The 24,576-nt window shown below is 39.0% G+C and carries 28 protein-coding genes and 2 tRNA genes; 17 read left to right on the top strand and 13 right to left on the bottom strand.

Going from position 1 to position 24,576, the window contains the following annotated elements:
* Positions 1-10 precede the first annotated feature (10 nt).
* Together KG708_RS16535 and KG708_RS16530 are read left to right on the top strand one after the other, a co-directional pair.
* Positions 11-481 (top strand): DUF2721 domain-containing protein, encoded by a 471-nt coding sequence (locus KG708_RS16535; RefSeq protein WP_213611614.1) that lies wholly within the window; start codon positions 11-13, stop codon positions 479-481.
* A gap of 76 nt (positions 482-557) precedes the next feature.
* On the top strand, positions 558-1,010 hold the full coding sequence (locus KG708_RS16530; protein WP_213611612.1) for a cytochrome c: 453 nt from the start codon (positions 558-560) through the stop codon (positions 1,008-1,010).
* Between the two features lie 50 nt (positions 1,011-1,060).
* Here KG708_RS16530 and KG708_RS16525 read toward each other — a convergent pair whose 3' ends face one another.
* On the bottom strand, positions 1,061-1,717 hold the full coding sequence (locus tag KG708_RS16525; protein WP_213611610.1) for a cytochrome b/b6 domain-containing protein: 657 nt from the start codon (positions 1,715-1,717) through the stop codon (positions 1,061-1,063).
* A gap of 107 nt (positions 1,718-1,824) precedes the next feature.
* Here KG708_RS16525 and KG708_RS16520 point away from each other — a divergent pair, with 107 nt between their 5' ends.
* The 3 genes from KG708_RS16520 (at position 1,825) to KG708_RS16510 (ending at position 3,410) form a co-directional block, all read left to right on the top strand.
* Positions 1,825-2,529, top strand: coding sequence for an AzlC family ABC transporter permease (locus KG708_RS16520; RefSeq protein WP_213611608.1), 705 nt, complete (start codon positions 1,825-1,827; stop codon positions 2,527-2,529).
* Entirely contained in the window at positions 2,526-2,825 is a 300-nt protein-coding gene (locus KG708_RS16515) for an AzlD domain-containing protein (RefSeq protein ID WP_213611606.1), read from the top strand. Before KG708_RS16520 ends, KG708_RS16515 begins: the two co-directional genes overlap by 4 nt.
* A 93-nt stretch (positions 2,826-2,918) precedes the next feature.
* A complete protein-coding gene (locus tag KG708_RS16510; RefSeq protein ID WP_213611604.1) occupies positions 2,919-3,410 on the top strand; it encodes a glutathione peroxidase in 492 nt (163 codons plus the stop codon).
* 118 nt (positions 3,411-3,528) lie between these two features.
* Here KG708_RS16510 and KG708_RS16505 read toward each other — a convergent pair whose 3' ends face one another.
* Positions 3,529-3,714, bottom strand: a complete 186-nt coding sequence (locus KG708_RS16505; RefSeq protein ID WP_008108975.1) for a PA3496 family putative envelope integrity protein — start codon at positions 3,712-3,714, stop codon at positions 3,529-3,531.
* A 387-nt stretch (positions 3,715-4,101) separates the two neighbouring features.
* Here KG708_RS16505 and KG708_RS16500 point away from each other — a divergent pair, with 387 nt between their 5' ends.
* The 5 genes from KG708_RS16500 (at position 4,102) to KG708_RS16480 (ending at position 7,288) form a co-directional block, all read left to right on the top strand.
* Positions 4,102-4,896, top strand: coding sequence for a YggN family protein (locus KG708_RS16500; protein ID WP_213611602.1), 795 nt, complete (start codon positions 4,102-4,104; stop codon positions 4,894-4,896).
* Positions 4,897-5,654: 758 nt separating this feature from the next.
* Positions 5,655-5,795: a hypothetical protein gene (locus KG708_RS16495; RefSeq protein WP_010392563.1), complete on the top strand. Its 141-nt coding sequence runs from the start codon at positions 5,655-5,657 to the stop codon at positions 5,793-5,795.
* 224 nt (positions 5,796-6,019) lie between these two features.
* Positions 6,020-6,110, top strand: a tRNA-Ser gene (locus KG708_RS16490).
* 52 nt (positions 6,111-6,162) lie between these two features.
* Positions 6,163-6,255, top strand: a tRNA-Ser gene (locus KG708_RS16485).
* A gap of 544 nt (positions 6,256-6,799) precedes the next feature.
* Positions 6,800-7,288 (top strand): RNA-binding protein, encoded by a 489-nt coding sequence (locus KG708_RS16480; RefSeq protein WP_213611600.1) that lies wholly within the window; start codon positions 6,800-6,802, stop codon positions 7,286-7,288.
* On the opposite strand, the gene KG708_RS16475 is transcribed toward KG708_RS16480, so the two are convergent.
* Together KG708_RS16475 and KG708_RS16470 are read right to left on the bottom strand one after the other, a co-directional pair.
* Positions 7,272-8,396 (bottom strand): aminotransferase class V-fold PLP-dependent enzyme, encoded by a 1,125-nt coding sequence (locus tag KG708_RS16475; RefSeq protein WP_213611598.1) that lies wholly within the window; start codon positions 8,394-8,396, stop codon positions 7,272-7,274. The two genes, KG708_RS16480 and KG708_RS16475, sit on opposite strands and share 17 nt — an antisense overlap.
* Before the next feature lies 1 nt (position 8,397).
* Complete coding sequence (locus tag KG708_RS16470) at positions 8,398-9,567, bottom strand: monodechloroaminopyrrolnitrin synthase PrnB family protein (protein WP_213611596.1); 1,170 nt, start codon at positions 9,565-9,567, stop codon at positions 8,398-8,400.
* A gap of 136 nt (positions 9,568-9,703) precedes the next feature.
* Between KG708_RS16470 and KG708_RS16465 the strand changes: the two genes are divergently transcribed.
* From KG708_RS16465 to KG708_RS16455, 3 genes are all read left to right on the top strand, one after another.
* Positions 9,704-10,159 (top strand): Lrp/AsnC family transcriptional regulator, encoded by a 456-nt coding sequence (locus KG708_RS16465; protein WP_213611594.1) that lies wholly within the window; start codon positions 9,704-9,706, stop codon positions 10,157-10,159.
* A gap of 73 nt (positions 10,160-10,232) precedes the next feature.
* Entirely contained in the window at positions 10,233-12,959 is a 2,727-nt protein-coding gene (locus tag KG708_RS16460) for a CHASE domain-containing protein (protein WP_213611592.1), read from the top strand.
* Between the two features lie 91 nt (positions 12,960-13,050).
* Entirely contained in the window at positions 13,051-14,190 is a 1,140-nt protein-coding gene (locus tag KG708_RS16455; RefSeq protein ID WP_213611587.1) for a GNAT family N-acetyltransferase, read from the top strand.
* Here the strand turns inward: KG708_RS16455 and KG708_RS16450 are convergent.
* A complete protein-coding gene (locus KG708_RS16450) occupies positions 14,167-14,757 on the bottom strand; it encodes a DUF938 domain-containing protein (RefSeq protein ID WP_213611586.1) in 591 nt (196 codons plus the stop codon). The genes KG708_RS16455 and KG708_RS16450 overlap by 24 nt on opposite strands.
* Before the next feature lie 193 nt (positions 14,758-14,950).
* Here KG708_RS16450 and KG708_RS16445 point away from each other — a divergent pair, with 193 nt between their 5' ends.
* The 4 genes from KG708_RS16445 to KG708_RS16430 all read left to right on the top strand — a co-directional run bounded on the left by KG708_RS16445 (position 14,951) and on the right by KG708_RS16430 (position 17,770).
* A complete protein-coding gene (locus tag KG708_RS16445; RefSeq protein WP_013463685.1) occupies positions 14,951-15,136 on the top strand; it encodes a hypothetical protein in 186 nt (61 codons plus the stop codon).
* A gap of 216 nt (positions 15,137-15,352) precedes the next feature.
* The gene (locus tag KG708_RS16440; protein WP_213611585.1) at positions 15,353-16,732 is read left to right on the top strand and encodes a class II fumarate hydratase; all 1,380 of its coding nucleotides are present in this window, start codon (positions 15,353-15,355) and stop codon (positions 16,730-16,732) included.
* A 107-nt stretch (positions 16,733-16,839) separates the two neighbouring features.
* Complete coding sequence (locus tag KG708_RS16435) at positions 16,840-17,358, top strand: hypothetical protein (protein WP_213611584.1); 519 nt, start codon at positions 16,840-16,842, stop codon at positions 17,356-17,358.
* 10 nt (positions 17,359-17,368) lie between these two features.
* On the top strand, positions 17,369-17,770 hold the full coding sequence (locus KG708_RS16430; protein WP_213611583.1) for a hypothetical protein: 402 nt from the start codon (positions 17,369-17,371) through the stop codon (positions 17,768-17,770).
* 15 nt (positions 17,771-17,785) lie between these two features.
* On the opposite strand, the gene KG708_RS16425 is transcribed toward KG708_RS16430, so the two are convergent.
* The 8 genes from KG708_RS16425 to KG708_RS16390 form a co-directional block, all read right to left on the bottom strand.
* A complete protein-coding gene (locus KG708_RS16425; protein ID WP_213611582.1) occupies positions 17,786-17,971 on the bottom strand; it encodes a hypothetical protein in 186 nt (61 codons plus the stop codon).
* A gap of 68 nt (positions 17,972-18,039) precedes the next feature.
* On the bottom strand, positions 18,040-18,360 hold the full coding sequence (locus KG708_RS16420) for a hypothetical protein (RefSeq protein WP_213611579.1): 321 nt from the start codon (positions 18,358-18,360) through the stop codon (positions 18,040-18,042).
* Positions 18,357-18,995, bottom strand: coding sequence for a hypothetical protein (locus KG708_RS16415; protein WP_213611577.1), 639 nt, complete (start codon positions 18,993-18,995; stop codon positions 18,357-18,359). Before KG708_RS16415 ends, KG708_RS16420 begins: the two co-directional genes overlap by 4 nt.
* Positions 18,996-19,066: 71 nt before the next feature.
* Positions 19,067-19,759 carry a PspA/IM30 family protein gene (locus KG708_RS16410; RefSeq protein ID WP_213611576.1) on the bottom strand — a complete coding sequence of 231 codons (693 nt, stop codon included), beginning with the start codon at positions 19,757-19,759 and terminating at the stop codon, positions 19,067-19,069.
* Positions 19,760-19,783: 24 nt separating this feature from the next.
* Positions 19,784-20,197, bottom strand: coding sequence for a DUF2170 family protein (locus KG708_RS16405; protein ID WP_006793818.1), 414 nt, complete (start codon positions 20,195-20,197; stop codon positions 19,784-19,786).
* 80 nt (positions 20,198-20,277) lie between these two features.
* Positions 20,278-21,999, bottom strand: coding sequence for a polyamine aminopropyltransferase (locus tag KG708_RS16400; RefSeq protein ID WP_213611574.1), 1,722 nt, complete (start codon positions 21,997-21,999; stop codon positions 20,278-20,280).
* A gap of 4 nt (positions 22,000-22,003) precedes the next feature.
* Positions 22,004-22,903, bottom strand: coding sequence for a DUF350 domain-containing protein (locus KG708_RS16395; RefSeq protein WP_213611572.1), 900 nt, complete (start codon positions 22,901-22,903; stop codon positions 22,004-22,006).
* A 25-nt stretch (positions 22,904-22,928) separates the two neighbouring features.
* Positions 22,929-23,861, bottom strand: coding sequence for a CHAD domain-containing protein (locus tag KG708_RS16390; protein ID WP_213611570.1), 933 nt, complete (start codon positions 23,859-23,861; stop codon positions 22,929-22,931).
* Between the last annotated feature and the right edge of the window lie 715 nt (positions 23,862-24,576).

Genomic DNA, 24,576 nt, shown 5'->3' with positions numbered 1-24,576 from the left:
TGAGATCACAATGAATAACGAAGTCATTAATATTTTAACTATGGCTAAGGTCATCCAGACAGCTGTCGCACCCGTTTTCTTGATTACGGGTATAGCGGCAACGCTCGGCGTTTTATCTAATCGCCTAGCACGTATTACAGACCGGGCAAGACAACTAGAACGTAAACTAAAAGTCAGTACTGACGAAGAATTCAATAAATCGCTAACTACAGAATTACGAGCACTATTAAAACGCTCTCGCTGCATCCATATTGCTTTTAGTATGAGCGTATTAAGTGCGCTATTAGTATGTGCTGTAGTTATGCTGTTATTCCTATCTCATATTCAATCGATCAACTTAGGTGTTACGATTGGTAGTTGTTTTGTTGGTGCTATGGCCTTACTAATCTGTGCGTTTATGTCATTATTAGGCGAAGTATTTCTAGCTACACGTAGTATGCGTAGAGGAATGATATTTGCTGATATTGATTTAAACGACTAAAGCAACGCTTTCCCTTGAACTAAAACCTAAGCTAATATACAAAGACAGTTAAAAAACCCTTAAGGAGTAGAGTAAAGTGAAATTAAAGCAAGTATTTATCGGGGCATTATTATCTACATGCGCACTTAGCGTATCAGCTAATTCTGCGTTTAAAGAGCCAAGCGATGCAATTGAATATCGCCAAGCAGCATTTTCTATGCTTTCGGTGCAAATTGGTGATATGGGCGCTATGTTAAAAGGTAAAATACCTTTTGATGCAGAACAATTTAAGCAACGTGCAAATAATGCTGCAGCACTTGCAAAAATGCCATGGGAAGCATTTTATGCAGGTACAGATAAGGGTAATACATCCGCACTTCCTTCGGTATGGTCTGAAAACGATACTTTTATGAAAAAAGCAACAGCGTTTCAGCAATATGCTGATGAGCTAGCTGTGGCAGCTCAAACAGGTGATAAAGCGGTCATTGGTAAAGCATTTGGCGCATGGGCTAAAGGCTGTAAAGATTGCCACACGCAATTTAAAGACTAATAAACACTGCGTATTAAAGAGTAAAAATGGCGCTGTATTAGCGCCATTTTTTAACTAAGTAAATAACTTAAAGGCTCACGTCCCCACGTAGTCATTATTGCAACCAGTAAAGTAATAAAAATACCCCATGCAAGCCATGGTGCTTTGGTAACAGGCTCTTGTTTTGTACTCGGTAGTGCCTTTTCGCCAGTGATCATTGCTTTTACTAAAGGCTTACCCTTAATTTTATAAAAAGCAATTGCGGCAACATGTAAACCAATCGCATAAAATAAAATATCGAAGTTTAAACGATGCAACCAATTAGCAAAATCAACGGTATTACTTGAAACATACTGTGCTAAAGGGCCATCAGTCAAAATACCATCGCTACTCATCAGGCCGCTAAGTAACTGAGTAATAATCAATACAAAAAATAATAACACCATATAACTACCTGGTGCAGAATGCCCTAGCTGATGAGTATCATTTGCTTTGAACGATTCAAAAACAGCGCGAGGCGAGTGAAATAAGGCTGATAACTTCGCCGTTTTACTTCCTATAATCCCCCATATTAATCGTGTGCAGATAAGCGCTAGTGTAAAAAAGCCAGCTAAAAAATGAAGCTCTATCATGCCCTCTTCAATACTAAAATAAAGTACGGCAATACTCAGCACTAATAACCAATGAAAGCTTCTTAAAAAGCCATCCCATACTTTTACCTTGAACATTACACCTTTCCTTAAAAAAACAGTATCATCTAAAACGCTAACTATTATAGCATTTTAATATTAAGGTATCCTGATGAGTCTTTCTACCGGTACAAAGAGTAAAAAACATGCATTCCATTAAAAAACCATTATTAAAAGGCTTTTTAGATATGCTGCCATTGTGCTTGGCAGTGATCCCTTGGGGTATTTTATGTGGCTCATTGGCAATACAAAATGGCTTTACCCCCTTTGAAACCCAAGCCATGTCGCTACTAGTATTTGCAGGCTCGGCTCAACTAGTTGCGATTGAGCTAATTGCTGGTAACACGCCTCTACTAACCATTTTATTTACCACATTTATTATTAGCTCCCGCCATTTTTTATATGGCTTAGCGGTTCGCCACAAAGTGATTGAACAACCCATGCGTTGGCGCCTTCCAGTCAGCTTTGTCTTAACTGATGAACTATTTGCTTTTTCGCATCACCCTCGCGCCTATCAGACTCAAACGCGCCTAATTTACGCGCTCAGCGCAGGCTTTAGCTTTTACATTGCTTGGAATATTTGGACACTTATCGGTATTGTAGCCGGCACTATGCTCCCTGATCTAACCAATTTAGGACTCGACTTTGCGATTGCTGCAACCTTTATTGCTTTGGTTATCCCGGGGATTAAAAATTTAGCCACACTTGTCACTGTCATTGTTGCAGGGTTCTGTGCCACTTTATTAAAAAGTACAGGCTTTGAGCTGTGGTTGGTATGCTCAGCACTATTAGCGATGAGCGCAGGGTATGCTGTTACCAGAATAGTAAAAAATAAGGACGCCAAATCATGATGACGACTATTTTACTTATGGCGTGTATTACCTTTTTTACCCGTTATTTATTCTTACATCGCGCGCTACCATTTAAAGTAGGACCTAAAATGCAGCAGTTTTTGAGCTTCAGTGCACCTGCGGTTCTAACAGCGATTTGGGTGCCGATTGTATTTATTAATGATGAAGGCATTAACTTAAGCTGGCAAAACCCTTATCTAAGCGCAGCGATTGTGGCCATTATAGTTGCTTACAAAACACATAATATTTACCTAACCACACTTGCTGGTATGGGGTTATTTTTGATTTTAAATTAACAGTAATGCCATAGCAGTGTTCGCTATTTTGACTTTGTTAATCACCAAGCAAAGGTTAGACTATGCCAAATAAACAAATAATAGCTTAATAATATGCACCCATTTCATCAACTAAGTGCTACTAGCCTGCAAGGCCAACCTATCGATTTTAAAGAGTTTGTAGGTAAAGTTGTGTTAATAGTAAATACCGCAAGTGAGTGTGGATTCACCTATCAATACGAGTCATTGCAAGCATTACACGAAAAGTATGCCAGCCAAGGTTTAGTCATTATAGGTTTCCCGTGTAACCAATTTGGCCAGCAAGAACCCGGAGACGCGAAACAAATAGCACAAGGTTGTTTAATCAATTACGGAGTTAGTTTTTTAATCGCAGAAAAAGTGAACGTTAATGGTCAGCATACACATCCGGTTTTTCGCTATTTAAAATCTGTATTGCCGGGGTTTTTAACACGAAAAATTAAGTGGAACTTCACAAAGTTTTTGATTAATGCAGATGGCTCACCCATTAAGCGCTACGCGCCCTTTACTAAACCTGAAAAACTAGAAAAAGTAATTGAAAAAGCATTGCTCGCAGCTAAAGTTTGAGGCTTAAAAATTATAAAGAGGCATAAAGCCTCTTTATTACCAACCCACAGAGCTTTAAATACTACCTAAGTAGCAGTTAAAAGCTAATATGTCGGCACTGATTTGTACTAGCAACAACCTAATCAATATAATCGTTTAAGTCATCTTCACCTAGGTTTTTACGCAAGCGTTTTTGCTCAAGGTAATCCTCTAACTTTCTTTTCACCTTTTGCTTTTTCTTGTCGTGTTGATTACGCCCGACCATTTCGTATTCGTCTTCAACAAAATCATCATCTAGCGCATCGTAACTAAATGTCTTACCCACAACCCACTCCATAAAGTGTTTGAGACCAATTACGGATTCTTGTATCGCGATAATTGGTGAAATTAAAATGTTCAACGCAAATTCATTGTACAAATTTACGTCAAAATAAAGCCACATCGCTATCCTAAATAGTCTCTGTGTCAGTATTGTGAATAAATAGCGCTAAATTTGAATTGTGGAAAGTGAGAGTTTTTTATCGTATCGATAAATTTTATTTATTAGCATTTGATTATTGGTTATTTTGACCAAATTTTAGCTTTTTCAATGACTTTACTTTCAACTTCAAAGCACCTTAAAAATCACAAACCACTGTTTTTAAACACTAAAAACTATTGGCACCAAACTTGTTATAAGTTAATTATCATCAGCAAAAAACAGAGAATAAACATGAAAGAATTATTATTAGTTAGCGCAATTATGTGCGCCCCCGTCGCCATGGCTCATAACGATAACAGCTCTTCAATTTCATTTAGTAACGACGAATGTAAAGTTGAGTTTAAAAACGATGTACGTATAAAGCCAAGTGAATTAGAAATTTTTAAAGCCAACAATCAACGTATGACTTTTACCACTCAAGGTGAGTTGTCGATCAATGGCGAGCAAGTAGCATTAAATAGCGCTCAGCGCCAAGCACTGACCAACTACACAGATAATTTACGCGCGCAATTACCTGAAGTAGCCAACATTGCACTTGATGGCGTTAAAATTGCGGGCGTTACATTAGAAGAAGTCGCCAATGCATTTAATATTGATGGCCTCGATAACATTGCTACCTTGATGGACGATATTCAACAAGAAGTAGAGGGTACCTTTTACCAACAAGGTACATTTGTCATGGGCCAGCAAAGCTTCACTCAGTTTGGTGAAAACTTTGAACAGCAGTTTGAACAACAAATAGAAACTGCCGTTGAGTCGGCCGTAATGCAATCAATGGGCAGTATTTTAGTAGCATTAAGTTCTGAGCTAATGGGTTCAGGTGGTGACATGCAAGCCTTTGAAGAGCGCATGGAAAATATGGGCGCACAAATAGAAGAAAAAGTAGAGCGCCATGCAAAAAAACTTGAACAGCGTGCAAATACACTGTGTGGTGACTTTGTTGAAATCGCACAACAAGAAACCCAACTTGCTGCGCAAGTGCCTGCATTAAAAGGCTATGAGTTATTTACTATAAAACAGCACTAACTGCTCAGCATTTTAATTAATCTCCCTTTGCGGCATTTGCTTTTAAGCTATGCCGCATTTTGCGTTTTTTACCCCACCAGTCCCATTTAACTCAAATAATAGACTGTTGAGCGGATCTGCTCTTGCTGTGCAGAGGCATTTTGTGGCTTCATAGTAAAATACAAACCAAAGTATAATCTTCACTTCGCTCTAGATCACTTAGAATGCCGTCCGAGCTGATGATTGTAAGCCCAAATTGCAACATATTAAAACCACCTCTTTTTAAGTTTTAAATTCTTGAGGCGGTGCGATCCCCAGTTAGAAGCGTTTTAAAACGCAACTAACTCCAAAGTGCCTAGTAACCTAGGCACTTTTTTTATAATTTAAAAGCCTAGCAACACTCTTTTTTATCGTTTATTTAATGCTCTTCTCTGATAAATAATTAACCACCTATAAATAGCATGTTAAATCTTTGAACGAAGTAAAACCCACCCCATTAATACAAAATAATTTAATCTGAATAACTATTCAAAACAATCTATTTATAAACATATTAAAATTAAAAAAACTGAAAAAACCCCATATAAAAGTGATATAGCACACGACTATAATGAATAAATATACAAAATCAAAAAAAACGCCATTAAATAGCAAATAAAAAAAACACTTTCAGATTAAAAAAACTAATATTTCACCAGCAATTTTTATCGCTTTATTTTTAACCAACCTACGGGCAAAATGCACACGTTTTCAACAGACACAACCTTGGAGCGAATACAATGAACCCAATTAATACATTAAACCAAACAGCCACAACTCACGTTGCAGTTAAACCAACTAATCGCAAAGCAAAAATGCTAGCTAAACTTAACCGTTACGGAAAAAAATTAGCACTTGGCGGTGCAATTCAATACAAATAATCACCCAACCATGATTTTTGTATTGTTGCAGCAAACACCCAACCACTAAAGGAAGTTTCTTCTTTAGCTCCATCTGTTTGCTGCCAGCCCCTTCATACCTATAAAATCACCTTAAATTTTCATTATTTATAAAAAAAACCTCATTTACGCTCACTTTTTAAGCAAACGATCTTTTTGCTATTTACACAGGCAACTCACCTAAGTATTATCCTGCACCACGACGTGGAGAGATGGCAGAGTGGTCGAATGCACCGGTCTTGAAAACCGGCAGGGGTTTATAGCCCCTCTAGGGTTCAAATCCCTATCTCTCCACCACTTATTTGTATTAATTGGTTTTTCCGATTGATAACACGCTAAATAATGTGTCGGAGAGGTGTCCGAGTGGCCGAAGGAGCTCCCCTGCTAAGGGAGTATAGAGTTTGTAGCTCTATCGAGGGTTCGAATCCCTCCCTCTCCACCATTACTGAATATAAGCCACTTAATTGTGGTTTTTTTGTGCCTAAATTTTAACTCCGTTAAGAAATAGGGAGGGTGAGCACCCTCGACAGGGTTCGATAAAATGTCTGGAACATTTTAGGCCGCTGCAAGCGTCGCGCAGCGATTAATTACAGGGATGTAAGCAAGTCTATCCCTCCCTCTCCACCATTACTGAATATAAGCCACTTAATTGTGGTTTTTTTGTGCCTAAATTTTAACTCCGTTAAGAAATAGGGAGGGTGAGCACCCTCGACAGGGTTCGATAAAATGTCTGGAACATTTTAGGCCGCTGCAAGCGTCGCGCAGCGATTAATTACAGGGATGTAAGCAAGTCTATCCCTCCCTCTCCACCATTACTGAATATAAGCCACTTAATTGTGGTTTTTTTGTGCCTAAATTTTAATATCCTTTGTTAACTTGACTTTATTTAACGCAATCCGGAGCACATGCTATTAAATTAAACAAATTGTATGGTATTACAACTTAGTGCATTATAAATGCTATTTTGAGCCAACTTAGGTTTAGCCATGGCAAAGCTAATATTAATACTGTGTTGTTTGGGTGCCTGTGCTTTTAGCATGGCAAATGAAGTGACGGTTTATAAATGCACCATTAAAGGAGTGCCTACTTTTAGCCAAACACCTTGTGCTGAAAACGCTAAAGTGATGACACTTAAAAACGTTAACCTTATACAAACGAATACATTGCAACAAAAAAACACACCCGTTACCGACACCTCCGTAGACGATTACTTAGCGGTGCAACAAATAGAGCGTGATATTGTGCAGCTTGAGCTTAAAATTAAACAATACCAACAAGAATACACACAAAGAAAACAGCAAATCGATTACATGACCCAAGATAAAGCAAATCGCTTAGGGGCCAGCTCAATTGCGAATGCTATAACCACTGAAACGGCGGCACTTAAGCAGCGATTTGACCCACAAATCAAGCAAGCACAACAACAAATAGAAGCGCTCACTCAAAAAAAACAGCAGCTTAGTCAGCAGCCTTAAGTATGTGCTTCACAACATCAATAAATGTTTGTATCTCTGACGTTGTATTATATATATGAGGTGAAACACGGATGCCGAGTTTACGCACATCAATACTTATTTTTGCTGTCTCTAATGCCGTTAATACACTTTGTTGATGCTCAGCAAAATTTAAAATAGCGGTGCCACTACATTGCTCTTTAGCGATAGGCGATTTTAAAAAGGCGCCCAATTGCTGTTGAATTAACTCAAGTAACATCAAATTATACGATCTGACTTGTTCAACGCCAAACTCAACAATATATTCAATACTATGAGCGGCAATAATATAAGGAAGTACCGAGGGCGTACCGCCCCAAAACCTAAGTGTTTTAGCGTTATATTGAAAATGCGAAATATCAAACTCAAAGGGATTTTGATGTGAAAACCAGCCAACATCTTTTGGTTCACATTGTGTTATTTGCTTTGGATTTACCCATAAATAAGCCGCTCCTGGACCGCCGCATAACCACTTCACACTTGAGCCAATCATAAAGTCAGCATTTAACGCAGTTAAATCTACAGGAATAACCCCTGCTGATTGCGCCACATCAATAATTGACAGCGTATTGGTTACTTTACTCAGCGCCACAATATCGCTTATGGGAGCTTGCACCCCGGTATTTGAATAAACATGACTAACAAAGACCCCATCAATCTCTTGGGTTAAATATCGCTGCCATACCTGTCTATCACTCAAGTCTTCATGCTCAGGGATGTAGCGTATTGTTGCACAGTCAGGCAGTGCTTTTTGCATTACAAATCCCATACTGGGAAAGTCAGCCTGCGCCATTAATACTGTGCAGTGTGGTTTATTAAATATAGGGTGTGACATAACCAATTTAGTTAAACCACTGGATAAATTAACCTGAGGACAAAATTGCTCACTAGGCGCATTAAATAGCTGCCCTAATGCCTCAGTAAATCTTTCAATGGCGGGTAACCACTGTCGCCATGGCTCTTTTACACTTTCTTGCCAAGGAGTAAAAAAATGTTCAGTTGCATTTTCTAAGCTCGCTTTTAGAGGACGGCCGACAGAGTGGCTTAATAAATAACAACCCTGTGGCATACAAAAATCATTTTTAGCCATATTAATTAATCCACTGTTTTAGCGTGTTTAAATCATCAAAGCGCGTATTTATGTCGTCACGCTTTGCCGCGGCACGCCTATCTCTTAACTTAGCTAATGAATCGAGCAGTACCGGTAGAGGAGGTCCACTGGCGGTTACTTTACTCATATGCTGTTGTTGCATGTGCTGTGATGGCTGAGCAATAAACTTTTCCACCAGCTGATTATGATGACCGATAGCGGTGTCGCCATGTAATTTACACACTTGAATAAATAGTTTGCCGTGCTTTTGAAACCAGTCTGTATTTTTATATTGTTCGGCCTCTAAAAAATCATCCATTAGGCTTTGCATACGCATGGCTTCACGAAGTATTTGTTGATCCTCTGGCATCATATATAAAAATTTATCCACCAGCATTTGCGAGTAACTCGGCTCATTGGCACTGCAAAGCCCTAACAGCATATCGATAACATTAATGCCGGCAAAATCTCCCGCATTTGCACCACGGTAAACTTCTTTCCCTACTCTGTAAGGCTTGTAATATGGGCGTACACAATTAAAAAAACGTTCGGTGTCTAGCTGAGTGTATAAAGCGTTATTCGACGCTATTACATCCATTAATGCCGTTTTAACCACCTCAAGTAGTTCAGCCGTGACAGGGTGTGAAATGCCTAATGGCAGTATTTTTAATAAAGCATCACTCGCACGTTTATACGCTAAAATACCTTGGGTGTTGTAATCTAAAAAAAGGGCTTCATCATCAAGGTTTGTAAAACGCTTATAGGTGCCATTAATGGCTTTATTATGCGTGGTTAGATGCGCAGTAGCAAAACGAGGGGTTACTCCAATAGAAGCACCAATATGCATAGCAAGCGCCGATGCTTCAACTAATGGTGAGGTTGTTTCTCTGCTCGGCTCTGTGATCTCATGCCTGCGACAAGCGGCCATAAACAAACCAACATTACCAAGCAAATCGAATGCGCTATCAAATCCTTCGTCGGTATTGCCTTCGGCCAATAAATCGCTGATCAGCGCATTGCCTTGCTCTTTTAGTGCCAGCTTTAAGCTATCACCAATCCCCTCAACATTAGCTTTATCGGTTTGCTGCCAATAAAGCTGTTCTAATTGCGAGTTTAAGCTTACAAACTCTGATCTTATCCAACGGTCAAACTTAGCAGTAAAAGAACTCATAACTACACCCTGTTATTATTATGTTTTAATGCTAACAAAAACCCCTGAGGGTAAAACGCCAAAAAAAATAGTAAAAACACCTTTAGTTAGCAATAATCACTACCAACATTAAAATCATTAATAAGATCCCATAGTCATGTTAGATAAAAAAGATCAGCAGTTACTGATTGCCTTACAATCGCATGCCCGTATGTCGGTTTCTGAATTAGCCAATACCATTAACCTATCAGACACCCCGACTCTTAGACGTATCAAAAAGCTTGAGCAGGAACATGTAATTACGGGCTATCACGCTGCCATTAACCCTAAGTCGCTCAACCTTAATGTACTGGTTTATGCTTTTGTGCGACTGTGCCAAAATTCAGTGAGTGCGGCACAACAGTTTGAACAACATGTAGAAAAGCTACCGCATGTACTTGAGTGTTCTGTGATCTCAGGCAGCCACGACTATTTATTAAAAATTATCTCTCAGGATTTAGAAAGTTATGAGCAGTTTGTAAAACACCAACTGGGAAGCTTAAGCTGTATCGCCAACATAGAATCAACCGTTGTATTAAAGCAATCATTCAGTAAAAAACAGCTACCACTTTAAAAAATAATACTATTTACTGCCGATTCGCTATACTGAGATTTCACTATAAAAATAATATTTAACAAGGATGCATGTGAAGATTTTTGGTTCAACATCCAGTTCTTTTGTTTTTTACATATCGTTTGCGGTTGCTTACTTTATAACTGGTAAGTTATTAACTAATTTTGCCTTTCAAACACAAGTCATCCCTATTTGGCTCCCTGCAGGTATCGCCCTAGTGGGCTGTTTCATCTGGTGGTGGCGCTTTATCCCAGCATTATTTATTGCCTCTGTCGCCTTTAATTTAAGTACCGGTGATAACGTTATTACTGATCAGGTTTTAATTGGTAATACACTAGAACAAGTACTGCTAATCGGCTTTGGCGCTGTGCTGCAAGGGATGATTGGCGCTGCTCTTTTAAAGTACTGGCTAGGCCATCCGCTGTATTTAAAACAACGCCAATCAATAATTTATTTTATTTTTGTCGTCGGTATTGTTGTTAGCCTCATATCGGCCAATATTGGCGTCTATGCTTTAAGCCAGTTCAACCCCGCTTACAGCATTGAAAATCATTGGAAAAACGTTATTTTTTGGTGGCTAGGTGACTCTCTCGGCGTACTGATCGCAACCCCCTTTTTATTGGCGTTATTACAACCTAAATTTAAACGACAATATGTCACCCCATTACCTACTATCGCAGTATGCTCGGTGTTATTCATCTCTGTAGCCTTAACCACTAAGCTATATAATCAAGAGGCTTATTCAAATTCAATACAAATTGCCAAGCGTGAAACATCTATCATTGAAAACAGTTTACTGAGCAATTTAAACCTCAGCCAAATAACCGTACAAAGCCTTGCAAGCCAAATACAATCAACGCCAACTTTAAGCAGGCAAGAGTTTAATAGCTACAGTGCCCAACTATTGGCTGAGCATTCATTTATTAAAGCATTTTCATGGAACCGCAAAATTAATCAGGCTCAGGTCAGTGACTTTAACAAACAGCTCAATGAAGTTTATACTGCATACAGCTTTGATCCGAGCATTAAAGGGGCGCCATTATCAAACAACGATCCATTGGTGGTTATTACCTATATTGCTCCTTTTGCAGAAAACCAATCTGCCATAGGTTTTAATCTCAATTCTCGTAAAGATCGCCGTGAGACTTTACTCGACCCACGCATTAAAAATCGCCCTGTGGGCACTAAAATAATTCAGTTAGTTCAAGCAAAACAACCTGAACCTGCGTATTTATTATTTGCTCCTGTGTATCAACAAAATAACGAAGTTGCCTCAATTAAAGGCTACGCAACAGGTGTATTTTTAGTAAAAAACATACTTGCTCAGTCGATTACCCAAGCACAAAATAAGATGTTTAATATCGCTATTTATGAAGCTAATACTACCAACCCGTTTTATTCAAACGCCGAAAATATACCGACCAAAAGCAATAAGCTTACAACCATTACGATTAATTTTGCAGGGCAAACATGGCTGGTTGATTTAACCATTAAAGATGAGTTCCTGCCGCATCAAAACAATCATATGACCCTCTTTTTACTTATTTTACAGGTCATTGTAAGCTCCCTCATTTTACTGATATTACTGTTATTTAATAACCAACACCTTGCACTGTCGCGCTTGGTAGCAGAACGTACTCGCTCACTCGTTAGGGCTAAAAAGCAATCTGATTTAGCAAATCAAGCTAAAAGCCGATTTTTAGCAAATATGAGCCATGAAATTCGCACCCCACTTAACGCTGTGATTGGCTTTTCAACCCTAGCTAAAAATGAAGATAGCCCTGAAATTCTTTCTGATTATTTAAATAAAATTAATTTAGCGTCTAAATCATTGTTAAGTTTAATCAATGATGTACTCGATATCTCTAAAATTGAATCACAAAAGCTCACCTTAGAAGTCGCTCCTTTTGATTTGAATGCGCTTCTTGCTCGGATCAGTAGTATGTTCGAGCAAAGCGCAGAACAAAAAGGCATTCACTGGAAAGTTGATAACCAATTACCAACCGATATTTGGTTTGAAGGTGATGTTATGCGAATTGAGCAAATTTTATTAAACCTATGTAGTAACGCCATTAAGTTTACCTATGAAGGTGAAGTAAGTGTTAGCGCATACAGCAAGGAGATCACCGATAAACGTAGGCAAGTTACCTTGACTATTAAGGACTCGGGCATCGGTATTGCGCCATCAGAGCAAAGTAAATTATTTGATGCATTCACCCAAGCCGATAGCTCAACATCACGTAAATTTGGTGGCACAGGGCTTGGTTTAGCAATCGCAAAAGAACTTAGCTTATTAATGTCTGGAGATATCAGCGTACAAAGCGAGCCAGGTAAGGGCTCTACTTTTACTCTGTCTGTCGAGTTAAATACATGTGCAGCGCAACAAGTAACGGCAAAGCACATACACCAGCATGTTGACTTAAGTAAACTAAAAATACTGGTTGCAGAAGATAACAGCGTCAATCAATTAGTCATAAAAGCAATGCTTAGCTCTTTAGGGATTACCCCAACACTGGTTGAAAATGGCGAATTAGCAGTAGAACAAGTTAAAATAAATGACTTCGATTTAGTATTAATGGATTGCCAAATGCCGATTATGGACGGTTACCAAGCCACAGCATTGATACGGAAAACTAAAAGTACTGAGCAATTACCAATTATTGCCTTAACTGCTGATGTAATGCCTGAAGATAAAGCCAATGCCTTAGCAATTGGTTTTAACGAACATCTTGCAAAACCTCTCGAACTCGATAAGCTTATACAGTGCCTATCTCAATATATTGCGCCAGATGAACCATAAAGATTTATCAAAAACAGAAAACCAAATATGGCTGTCGCAATATTACCAAAATTAATCAGCAACCCACTTAAAAAATAGTAGGCAAAGCATTATGAGCCACTTTTCACATCAATGGTTTAATAGCATCAACCAAATTGACGCAACACAATGGCATTATTTTTTTGGTAGTGACCCTTTTACTCAACACGCTTTTTTATATGCACTTGAGCAAAGCCAATGTGTAAGCGCAAAAACAGGTTGGCAGCCTCACCACTTAGCCGTTTATGAAGGCGATAAACTAGTTGCCCTTGCCCCTGGCTACTTAAAAGCGCACTCCTACGGTGAATATGTATTTGACTGGGCATGGGCTGAAGCTTATGAAAAAAATGGCTTAGATTATTACCCTAAATGGCTGTGCGGTATTCCCTTTAGCCCGATTGAGGGACAAAGAATACGTATTATCCATAGCAATCCAAAGTTAGTGTATGAATATATAACAGAGCAACTTAATAGCCACTGCGCAGAACAGGCATGGTCAGGCTGGCATGTAAACTTTTGCGATAAAGCACAAGCCAGCCACCTTTATGATATCGGCGCGATGCGAAGAACCGGCGTGCAATTTCAATGGTTTAATAATAACTTTAAAAATTTTGACGATTTTTTAAAAACCTTTAATGCCCGTAAGCGCAAAGCAGTTAAAAAAGAGCGTGCTAAAATTACACAACAGAATATCAGTATTGAATGGCTTAAAGGTGAGCAGATTACTACTGCCACAATGCAGCTTTTTTGTGAGTTTTATCAACGCACTTATTTAAAACGTTCGGGCCATTTAGGCTACTTAAACAGTGAGTTTTTTAGCTTGCTACACGCCTTAATGGCTGACAAATTGCTCATTATGCTAGCCAAAAAAGACCAACACGTCATTGCCGCCACCTTAAGTTTAATTGGTGACAATACTCTTTATGGGCGTTATTGGGGAGCAAGCGAAGAGGTTGATTCTCTTCACTTTGAGCTGTGTTATTACCAAGGGATTGATTATGCTATTAAGCATAACATTCAGTGCTTTAATGCCGGTGCACAAGGAGAGCATAAAATAGCACGTGGTTTCCAACCGATAACCACTTACTCTGTCCATCACATTGTTCACCCCGATTTTAATCATGCTATTGCAGATTACTTAGAACGCGAATGCCAACATATCGACATTTACAAACAACAATGCAGCTCTTTATTGCCGTTTAAAAATGAGTAACTGATTATTTGCAGGCATCGCAGTATCGCTGAGTAACTTAAGCCCTGATTGCACTGCAAGTTGCTCAATCGCTTCGAAATCACGGATACCACTAAGTGGATCGCGACTTTGCAGTAAACTGTTAAATTCATCATTACTGGGGCTGGTAAATTCCCCTTTATATTTAAAAGGGCCATACACACATACCACCCCTTGCTCGTTTAAGTGCTGATTTACTCCAGCAAAAAAACGCGTGATTAATTTCCAGCTCACTATATGAAAGGTATTTGCAGTATAAATTGCATCAACCTTTTTTACTGGCCAAGGATCGTTTAGGTCTAGTTGCAAAGGCGGATGCAAATTTGTCAGTTGTACCTCATCATGCCATAGCCTAATTCCTTGATGATTAACCTCTCGATCGCTGGTATACCATTGTAAATGTGGCAGTTTTTGGGCAAAGAAAACACTATGTTGACCCGTCCCCGAGCCTATCTCAAGTACCGACCCTGCATTTTGCAATGCAGGCTGCAAAGCCTTAAGTATATGATTTTTATTATTTTCGCAGGCTTGTGAAAACGGTTTGGTCATACTGATGCACCTAAATTGCAAATGAATGCACAATAGTAAAACAAATTTCAGCTATTTTGTCGTGAGTAAATTAACCAAAATAATAAAATAACTTTAATTTCAATACGTTAAATTATATTTACCGAGCTGGTACGCTATATGCTTTTATTAAATTACTCACTTAATGAGTACTAAACGACAAAAGGATAACATTATGTATATTTCACCCTATACCGCCGTAGACGCTGTAATGGCAATTACCGATAAAAGCCTAGATAAAACGAGTCATGAAACAGATTGTAGAGCCACAGTCATCGACTTACTTTCTCATGTAAAACATACTCAAAAGGCACAAAACAAACATGAAACAGACCAAATATTTATTCTTGGCTACAATTAAAATTCTGTTTAGCCTTGTAACTGGCTGTTTATATAAATACATTATTTAAGTCGACTTAAAATCCGTTTAAGTCGACTTTTTAGTTTTAACCCCATTCGTTAACTTGCCTTGACGCCCTCTACTTTTTAGCTATACCGTTGTAAATAGCAACAACAGCACCATATCTTTTTATATAGCGTAGTTTAATGTCATATATTCTCTTTTTTAGGAGTACTAATGAGTAACTTTAGAACAGAATCAGATAGCATGGGCACACTCGACGTGCCCGCTGACGCACTTTATAAAGCACAAACCCAACGCGCCATTAATAACTTTACAATTAGCAGCCTCACCATGCCACAGCAATTTATTATTGCCTTAGCGTATATAAAACAAGCCGCTGCATTAACCAATTTAAAGCTGGGCCATTTAGATAAAACAAAAGCAAATGCAATCGAGCATGCCTGCCAAGAAATTATTGATGGTCAGCATTATGAGCATTTCCCCGTTGATATTTTTCAAACAGGCTCAGGTACCAGCTCAAATATGAATGCCAACGAAGTTATTGCAAGTTTGGCTTCAAAACATGCTAATCAACCTATTCACCCTAACGACGATGTGAATATGGGGCAAAGCTCGAATGACGTTATTCCCACAGCAATCGCCTTAAGCAGTGCTATCAGTGTTGATAAAAAATTACTGCCCGCACTAACAAACTTAGCCGATGTCTTAGAGCAGAAAAAAGCAGACATCGGTCATATAGTTAAAACTGGGCGCACTCATTTAATGGATGCTATGCCAGTGACCTTTGAGCAAACACTCAGCGCATGGCAATCGCAGGTAAAGCACGCAGCCAGAGGTATTGAGCATGCACTAATACGTGTCTGTGAGCTAGCTCAGGGGGGGACAGCAGTCGGCACCGGTATTAATGCCGATCCACAATTTGCTACGCTATTTGCCAAACAGCTAAGTGAAAAAGTAGGGATTAACTTTATCCCCAGTGATAACTTTTTTTATAATATTGGCTCGCAAGACGCCATTGTAGCTTTATCAGGGCAATTAAAAGTTTATGCAGTTGCGCAGATGAAAATAGCTAATGATTTGCGTTGGATGAATTCAGGGCCGCTTGCGGGACTTGGTGAAATAGAGCTTGAAGCATTGCAGCCTGGTTCATCTATTATGCCTGGCAAAGTGAACCCAGTGATCCCAGAAGCGGCTGCTATGGTTAGTGCGCAAGTAATAGGTAACGACACAACAATTACGATAGCCGGCCAGGCGGGCAATTTTGAGCTTAACGTGATGCTTCCCGTAATTGCGTATAATATTCTGCAAAGTATTGAGGTACTTACTAACAGCGCACAGCTATTAGCAGATAAAGCGATAGCTAGCTTTAAAGTAAATCAAACTCAGATTGATAAAGCATTAACTAAAAATCCAATTTTAGTGACCGCGCTTAACCCTGTGATTGGCTATGAAAAAGCAGCAAAAATTGCCAAACAAGCTTACCAGCAAGCAAAGCCAATTATTGATATCGCCGAGCAAGAGACAGACCTATCTCGCTCAGAATTAGAGGCATTACTCAATCCAGCTAAATTAACCCAAGGTGGGTTAATGTAAAAACGCCATTAATGGCGCTTTAATATATTGATAGTAGAGTTTTTATTGCCGTAATAGATGCACCGTGTATGATAGTGATGAATAATTCATCACTATCAGGAACGATTATGCGTACTCCATTACTCGCTCTACTTTTACCACTTTGCTTAACAGCTTGCTTTGAAACAAACTCAACTAACACTGAGCAAACTAAAACCAATGCGGTAGAAAATACGTCAACGACCACGTCACAACAAGCACTACCACAAGCGAAAGAGCAAAATAAAATTGCACAGCCGTTACCAGCTGATGCAGCAAAAGAAGTGTCGCTTGATGATATTAAAACGGCAAAAAATAAGCTTAACAACTTAATTGCAGATAAACAGTGTTCAACGAGTTCACAGTGTAAAGTAAATGCAGTGGGTAGCCGAGCATGTGGTGGTCCAAGCGATTATATTGTGTACTCTACGCAAAGCGCATCTCAGGAGCAGGTTTCAGCACTAAGCGATACCATTACTCAACTAGAAAGTACCTATAACGCACAAACAGGCATGATGAGTATTTGCCAACATTTAACTGCGCCAAGCACGCAGTGTGTTGAAAATAAATGTGTTAAACTTGAAGGCTCTGCGGTAAGTGTATTTTAAGGACTAGATTATGAGTGGTTTGTCATCCGTAATTAAACTATCAGCTGCCAGTGTCGCTATTAGCATGCTGCTTAGCGGCTGCACCAGTACAATAACATCGAGTACTACTCAAAACATGAATGCATCGGTTTTGGACGCTCAGCTTAATAACCTTGTTAGCAACAAAAGTTGCACAGCCAGTTATCAATGTAAGGTATTAGAAGTGGGCGCTCGTCCTTGTGGAGGGCCAAGCAAATATGTTGTGTACTCAACATTGAATCACTCCCAAGAACAAGCCGAGCAATTAGCACAAAAAATCACTCAGCAAGAACAGCAAAAAAATGCAGCACTTGAATCAAAGGAGTGCTCACCGGTACTAGAAATACATTCTTTGTGTATTGATAACCAATGTAAGACTGTTAATTACCAGTAGTACTTAGTTTCGGTGTTAATTTAACAGTGGTATTAGCACCGAAATAACCACCACCATAAAAATACACACACCAGCCTTAAAAATATACTCTAATGGCATTTTCTTCTTTACCCAGTAAGCATATATAAAACGTACAAAATAACTTGCCGCCGTGCCAAATAAAGCAAAAATAAATATGTAGGCAATTAATATACTATTCACAGCAGCACTTCTTTAGAAAATAATAACCTCAGTGTAAGTACTTTACTCAAAGAAGGCAAAAAGCATGGTTACTTAATCTTTTTTGTATGTTCAATGAGTAGCTCTGCTACCTGCTGCTTTACCGCTCTTTTATCATCTGCTGCTACTTCAAATCGGCTAGCCAATTGCGCTATTTCGTCATCATTTAAATTAAAGGATAAGCGTTGTCGCGTTTTTTTTGACTTTACATCTAAGCCTAAAATTTTACGGATCATATCAGAAGGTGTGAGCTCTTGATCGATAGCTTGTTTTTTTATCGATTTTTGTACCTCACTACTTAAATCAAATGCCATTTGCGTGGCGCGCACAGCCTGTTCTTGGCGCAACCACTTATCTTTAGCATCGCTCACTGGGCATCTCCAGGAAACAGGTCTACAATATCGCTGATCGGGCGGGTTAACGTCAGAGATACTTCAGTTTCACCCCCTTCCCAAATTTCAATATTAACGCTGTGCCCTTCATCAGGGGAGGCTAAGCAAATCATTTCGCATGGCTCACCACCTTCTTGCTCATAGCGCGGCAACGCTTGACCACGAAAATCTTTATTGTGAAAATAGCATACATAAGGTGCTTCGCTTTGTTGATAGCTATTAGCTAAAAACTGCATAAAACGTTCTGGCGTATTTTGCACCGTGATATGGGTTAACGACTCTTCATCAAAAATACGCGCAAATTCATCAAGGCCAAAAATCTCCTCAACATCATCACGCTGAATTTTTATAGAAAAGTTTGCCCACTGCTCGCCATCATCTTGCTCTATTTGTAAAAACACCACTTGCCCAGTGTTGGTTTCAAGCACAAATTCAGTATCACTGCTATGCTGATATTGATACGTTTGCACATCAATAACACGTAACGTTTGACCTTTAAGCCATAAAGGGTATGCAAACGAATCAATGACTGTAAACATGTCACCCATTTTAAGGTCACTTGCGTGATTAAGCTGACGCTCTGGCTTTTTTTTAGATTTAAAAAAATTAAACATATAAAGGGGCCTCTGTAAGCAAAAAAGGCAACCAAGAAAACTCGGTTACCTTTTTCAATAGATTCTGAATGTTAGCCGTTTTGCTTCGCTTTAATACGAGCTAAAATATCAGCGCTTTTTGGATTAGTATCACCAATGCCAGCCTCAGCCATTTTTGCTTTTAAATCATCACCATTAACGTCTGATTCAAGCTGTTTTGCTGCACCTAGCTGATCACTGCGATCTTGCTGGCGTTGCTTAATACGTTCAAGCGACTGACGGGCTGATGTCATAGACGAGCTGTTAGTATTCAACGTACTATTTACAGCCATGGTTGCTTGCTGCACGCTTTCTGTAGTTTTAACCATAGTAAGCTGACGTTGGTTCTCTTTAATTGATTTCTCAGCATCTTTTACTTGTTGCTTCAAAGTCACTATGTGATTACTAAAGCCCGCTAACACTTGCTCGTGTTCGGCTTTCTCAGCTTCAAAATCACCAATTTTTTCAGCAATTTCTAGCGCTAATGCCTCATTGCCTTTTTCAAGCGCTTGACCTGCATAAGCTTCGTGCTCAGCAATTGATGCATCTACAGCGCTAATTTTACGCTTAGTTTGCATTTCTTTAGCCATCACTTCTGTTAGGCTTTTTTTAGCACGGTGCAGTGCATTTTGCGCATCGGCAATTTCTTGCTCAAAAATACGGATCCCATTCGCATCTACAATTGCCTCACCCGCTTCACGCGCGCCGCCACGTACAGCTGTAAATAATTTTTTTAAAATACTCATAATCTTAACTCCACTAACTAGCTATTAATCGTTTAAATACAAGGTCACGGCTTCTAGTGCATCAATCGCGTTATCAGCTAATGTCACTAACTCGTGGGTAACATCATCTAGCGATGAATTTACCGACAGTGCACCAAAAATCGCGTATTTATTATCGATTTTAGCAAATGCACTTAGCGGAATCGGCACGTTTAAACGTAATAATGTTTCGTTTAACTCGTTGCGTAACTCGCTTTTTACTTCGTCTTCACCAAACAAGTAGCTAATACACAGTAATTGCTCTTGTGTTTGGGTAACAAAAATTGGAAGCTCATCGTTTCCATCTACAATAACTTGCAAAACATCTTGCTCACCTGGATTGGCAATCAAGAAAGACTCAAAGTTAGCACCCTCAGTTTCAAAAGACGCTAATTTTATTGAAAGTTCATTTAATTCCATGTCTCTGCCTTTTTGTCGTTTGACATATTATGTCTGAGTTAAGATTCGCATGACCGACATATTATGTCAATCATGTTTTATTAATTTTTATATAATTCACTTTCTATTTGCCAAGCCGCTCGATAATAATCATATAAGCGACCTGAGCCTAACCTATTGACTTCAATATCTTTCACTTGTTCAAAATAGTTATTAGGAAATGCAAAACTGGCTAATAAATATTTTTTACTGATCCAACGAGAGGGCACTGGCATATCAGTTATATCACTAATACGTGCACTGGGTGATCGCCCCATTTTGGTAGCAATAGTCCATCCCCACTGACCAAACGAAGGGATGTTTTGCTGATATTGCTCAACATAATCAAAACCTGCGGCTTTTACTGTTTTAGCTATGCTTAAAAACGCTTTTTTCGCATGATAAGGCGAGGTAGACTGTACCGCCATCGCACCATCGGGTGCCAATAATTGACGTACGTGATTATAAAAGTAATCACTGTACATCTTATTAAGATCAGGGTGATTTGGGTCAGGCAAATCAATTAAAATAGTATCGAACTGCTTTGACTGATCTAGCAGCCTTTCAACTTCTAAAAATGCATCGCCTACAATAATGTTCGCTCGTGGGTCATGCATTGATTTTTTATTAAGTGCCTCCAGTCGCTGTTTAATATCATCAGGCGGAGAAAATTTATCATCTTTATGGCCAAACAAATTAAGTAGCTGCCCATCTAAATCTATTAAAGTCACTTCTTCAACCGGCCACTTTAATACATCACGCATAGCCAGTCCGTCACCGCCACCTATAATTAATACGCGGTCATGACGATTCGATGCGAGCATTGCAGGATAAACAAGCATTGAATGATATATCTGCTCATCAACACTGGAAAACTGTAAACGGCCATTTAAATATAGATCTGTAATTGGCTGAGGCTGATTTTTACTTAAACGCTCTGTTAGCACAACATGTTGATACTTAGTCGCCTGAGAATAAATAACCTTATCTTTGTATAACACATTGCTTAGGTTATCCATCCAGCTAGTACCAAACTGTAAAATAAAAGCGAACAAAACAAGCAATAATATATGGCAAACTAACAGTAATTTAGCAAAGCGCACATGGCTATGGTAACGCCACAAAAAGGCAAGCCCAGCAATAATATTAAATAGCGCAGTCCAAGCTGCAGCTTGCATTATCGGGATTGCTAACATAATACTCACCCATATTGCCGCGCCAATTCCTGCCCCTATATAATCCGCGCCATAAATAGTCCCCGCATTATTTTCTAAAAAACGACCGTATACATGCTGGCGAATACGCGCAATTAGCGGTATTTCCATGCCAATAAATAAACCGAGTACAAACCCAAACACATAAGGTAAAAAACGCGACCACTCTTGTAGCTTTTGAAACACATAGCCATTGAGAATAACGTCAGGCGGAATATTAAAAATACTAGAAAACAGGTGAGGAAGTGAATAGCTCACAGCAATAATACTCGCAATGGCTAAAATACAACCCATACCAATTAAAGCGACAATACTCTCTAACCAGGCAAATGCAGTAAAGGCATCTTTAAACCAGCGCGCTAAAAACGCCCCCATGCCCATCGCCACTATCATTATTCCGATCATAGTGTATATAGCACTTTCTACAGAGCCAAGTACACGACCTGCATAATGCGAAAGTAGGTATTCATAAATAAGGCCGCACCCAGCGAGTACAGCCATAACAGTGATCAGTAAAATATCATGCCCAAGTAAATTAAATTTACTTGGGGAAGTTTGAGTTGATGACACGGGATTATGCACCTAATAACGTGGCCATAGTGATCCCAACAGCAAATGACACAGCTGCAGAAATAGCGGCAACACCCACATTCTTTTGACGATTCACTTCATCTGAAATATTACAGCCAGAAAGAATAATTTTAATCGTCAGTAAGTGCAATAAAATGAAGGCAACCAGACAAACAACTGCGCTTAGAGCCCAGTAAAGTAAACTCGCACTAATATTATCAGCAGCATAAGGAGCAACACCTGTTGCAGCAGTCATCGCGAGTGCACTACCAATTAAAAAGCCTGCATAACGAACACCTACCGCTAAATTGCCATCGACAATAGCTTGTTGTAAGCAATCACCACTTTTATTTGTACTCTTAAACAGCTGCACGCGGTATTGGCTTACTAAAAGCAATACCACACTACCAATTATAAACGCAGCAATAACAATAGGTATCCCGTGCCAACCCTCTGTTGCTACCCATAAAAGTGCAGAGCGAATAACCACGGCAACACTGACTACATGACCAAAATCAATAATTGATGCTGTTACATTACCTTTAACTATTTCGTTATGTAAACTCACTTTACGCAACGCCACTTTATCTTGAAAAAAGTGCCCCAGCTTTATAAGTAAAATAGCTAATGCACCATAACCAAGCATTAATAGCGCTTCTTTTTGCAACGTAGCAGCAAAAGCACCACTACTTACGCCTGTTAATACAATTGCAAGCGCAACCAAGCCAGCGGCAAAGCTAATCCCGAATGCAAAGTTATCGCGCTCGGTAATTTCATCATTGGCATGTAAATTAGATACCCAGCCTTTAATATATTTTAGGCTAACAAATAGTAAAATGATGATTGCAAAATCCACAGCCAGTGCCTGCAAAGACCACATAGTTATTCCATTAAATTCATACATATTATTCTAACTCCAACGTTATTCTTTACTTACCACGACTGACGCCGCGTGAGGTTCTGCTACTGCTATTACGAATTGACCCTGAATTATTGCTGTAACTACTCGTTCTTGAGTAACTGCTGCGAGTTTTAGGTGGCGTATAGCTGCTTCGACTTAAACCTGATGCACCGGTTTTTTTACTCGCATAAGGGCTAGTAAATTGTTTGCCTTGGCGCTGATAAGTTTGTCGTGTGCGACTCTCTAAAGCACTTTGAGCTTTTATCTGTTTAGGGCTCGAATAACGCTCTCGACCATAATCGTTATAGTAACTATATTTTCTGCCTCGACTCCAATTACCATAATCAACACGACCAACTACATCACCAAGCATCCGATACATACCATACCATTGCCAAAAGCTAGTACCACTGCTATTCGTTTCCCAATTCCCATAGTTAGGGTTACCTACCATTTGGTTACCAACACCTTGTCCTTCAGCCTGTTGGCTTATAGCACCTACGCGCGCTAAAGTGCCGTTCGACATATCAGCGAGCATATTAATAGGATCGGTCAACGCATCAGAAAATAACGTCGGCTTTGCCGCTTCACGTAATAAATCAATATTGTATAAAGTATCTTCGTAAGGAGGGATTAAATAGTTCCCCTTAATATCATCAAGACGCTGGGTTAAGCCACTATAGAGTGCCCCCTTGCGTGTTGCATCAAGACTAACTATATCAACAACCTTACTTAGCTCAGGTTGCTGCTGTTTGAGAATACGACCATATTCTTTAAGAATAATCGCATTACGTACACTGCCATTATCAAGCGCTTTACCAAGCTGATTAAGCTCGACATCGGCTTTTTTAATAGACCCTTGAATTGTTTGTTTTAACTGCTCTTCTTTAGATTGACAACCAATCAATGCTGTAAACAAACAAAACAGGCTGAGAAGTTTCCAAGCTTTAATATTCGACATTCATGTCACCTGATTTACTAAATTAACCTCGATAGTTTTACACAGGAGAGTTATTAAACCAACAATGAAATTGCAACAAGGTGATAATTTAGTAACTAGGGTAAAGATTCAAGATAAATAGCTAAGATCAACCTCTAAAAAAAAAGCGCAAGTTTCTCAAAATTAGAATGCAATCAGTAAAAAAGGAAAGATTTTGATATCTAGTTATATTAAATTAAAAAATTTTAATGACGTTACATAGGAATTTAATTCGTTCGATTGTTCAACTATTTATGCAAGTTATACCAATTACATTAAATTAGTGATCTATCATAGCGACAAAGAAACAAGTCGAAAACAAGGCGAAAATTATTATACATGGTTGTTCTATATAAATAATTTTTAACGCAGGTAACGGATTATTTAATACGCTAGAACGATCATATTTTTAATAAAATTGGTATTAACATTAAACTTTTGAGCGCTACCAAAAACCTGATAGCTTTTGCCTCGAATCTTTGTATTTACTTTATTCCAGACGTAAAAAGCCCGAGCCTTTCGAGTAGGGCTTTCTTGTATTTGGAGTCGGTGCGCTACTTCGTAGCGACAACACAGTAGAATGTCATTGTACCCACAGCGGTAAAAAGTCACATAGTAAATGCGACACTCTCATTGGCCTGTGCGGGCTTATGGCTTTGGGGTACTTTCCTGCAGATAGCAAAAAACCCGTCACATT

The organism is Pseudoalteromonas sp. (genome assembly GCF_018402495.1).
In the GTDB taxonomy this organism is placed as follows: domain Bacteria; phylum Pseudomonadota; class Gammaproteobacteria; order Enterobacterales; family Alteromonadaceae; genus Pseudoalteromonas.
The sequence above is the reverse complement of the archived record's forward strand: the minus strand, read 5'-3'. Positions and strand labels throughout refer to the sequence as shown.

Excerpts from the sequence above, each read along its gene's own strand:
- KG708_RS16395 (WP_213611572.1), bottom strand. The coding sequence starts at position 22,903 with ATGTATGAATTTAATGGAATAACTATGTGGTCTTTGCAGGCACTGGCT.
- KG708_RS16520 (WP_213611608.1), top strand. The coding sequence starts at position 1,825 with ATGCATTCCATTAAAAAACCATTATTAAAAGGCTTTTTAGATATGCTG.
- KG708_RS16415 (WP_213611577.1), bottom strand. The coding sequence starts at position 18,995 with ATGTTTAATTTTTTTAAATCTAAAAAAAAGCCAGAGCGTCAGCTTAAT.
- KG708_RS16535 (WP_213611614.1), top strand. The coding sequence starts at position 11 with ATGAATAACGAAGTCATTAATATTTTAACTATGGCTAAGGTCATCCAG.
- KG708_RS16435 (WP_213611584.1), top strand. The coding sequence starts at position 16,840 with ATGCGTACTCCATTACTCGCTCTACTTTTACCACTTTGCTTAACAGCT.
- KG708_RS16405 (WP_006793818.1), bottom strand. The coding sequence starts at position 20,197 with ATGGAATTAAATGAACTTTCAATAAAATTAGCGTCTTTTGAAACTGAG.
- KG708_RS16440 (WP_213611585.1), top strand. The coding sequence starts at position 15,353 with ATGAGTAACTTTAGAACAGAATCAGATAGCATGGGCACACTCGACGTG.
- KG708_RS16475 (WP_213611598.1), bottom strand. The coding sequence starts at position 8,396 with ATGGCTAAAAATGATTTTTGTATGCCACAGGGTTGTTATTTATTAAGC.
- KG708_RS16470 (WP_213611596.1), bottom strand. The coding sequence starts at position 9,567 with ATGAGTTCTTTTACTGCTAAGTTTGACCGTTGGATAAGATCAGAGTTT.
- KG708_RS16515 (WP_213611606.1), top strand. The coding sequence starts at position 2,526 with ATGATGACGACTATTTTACTTATGGCGTGTATTACCTTTTTTACCCGT.
- KG708_RS16430 (WP_213611583.1), top strand. The coding sequence starts at position 17,369 with ATGAGTGGTTTGTCATCCGTAATTAAACTATCAGCTGCCAGTGTCGCT.
- KG708_RS16525 (WP_213611610.1), bottom strand. The coding sequence starts at position 1,717 with ATGTTCAAGGTAAAAGTATGGGATGGCTTTTTAAGAAGCTTTCATTGG.
- KG708_RS16495 (WP_010392563.1), top strand. The coding sequence starts at position 5,655 with ATGAACCCAATTAATACATTAAACCAAACAGCCACAACTCACGTTGCA.
- KG708_RS16390 (WP_213611570.1), bottom strand. The coding sequence starts at position 23,861 with ATGTCGAATATTAAAGCTTGGAAACTTCTCAGCCTGTTTTGTTTGTTT.
- KG708_RS16455 (WP_213611587.1), top strand. The coding sequence starts at position 13,051 with ATGAGCCACTTTTCACATCAATGGTTTAATAGCATCAACCAAATTGAC.
- KG708_RS16500 (WP_213611602.1), top strand. The coding sequence starts at position 4,102 with ATGAAAGAATTATTATTAGTTAGCGCAATTATGTGCGCCCCCGTCGCC.
- KG708_RS16445 (WP_013463685.1), top strand. The coding sequence starts at position 14,951 with ATGTATATTTCACCCTATACCGCCGTAGACGCTGTAATGGCAATTACC.
- KG708_RS16480 (WP_213611600.1), top strand. The coding sequence starts at position 6,800 with ATGGCAAAGCTAATATTAATACTGTGTTGTTTGGGTGCCTGTGCTTTT.
- KG708_RS16510 (WP_213611604.1), top strand. The coding sequence starts at position 2,919 with ATGCACCCATTTCATCAACTAAGTGCTACTAGCCTGCAAGGCCAACCT.
- KG708_RS16450 (WP_213611586.1), bottom strand. The coding sequence starts at position 14,757 with ATGACCAAACCGTTTTCACAAGCCTGCGAAAATAATAAAAATCATATA.
- KG708_RS16410 (WP_213611576.1), bottom strand. The coding sequence starts at position 19,759 with ATGAGTATTTTAAAAAAATTATTTACAGCTGTACGTGGCGGCGCGCGT.
- KG708_RS16465 (WP_213611594.1), top strand. The coding sequence starts at position 9,704 with ATGTTAGATAAAAAAGATCAGCAGTTACTGATTGCCTTACAATCGCAT.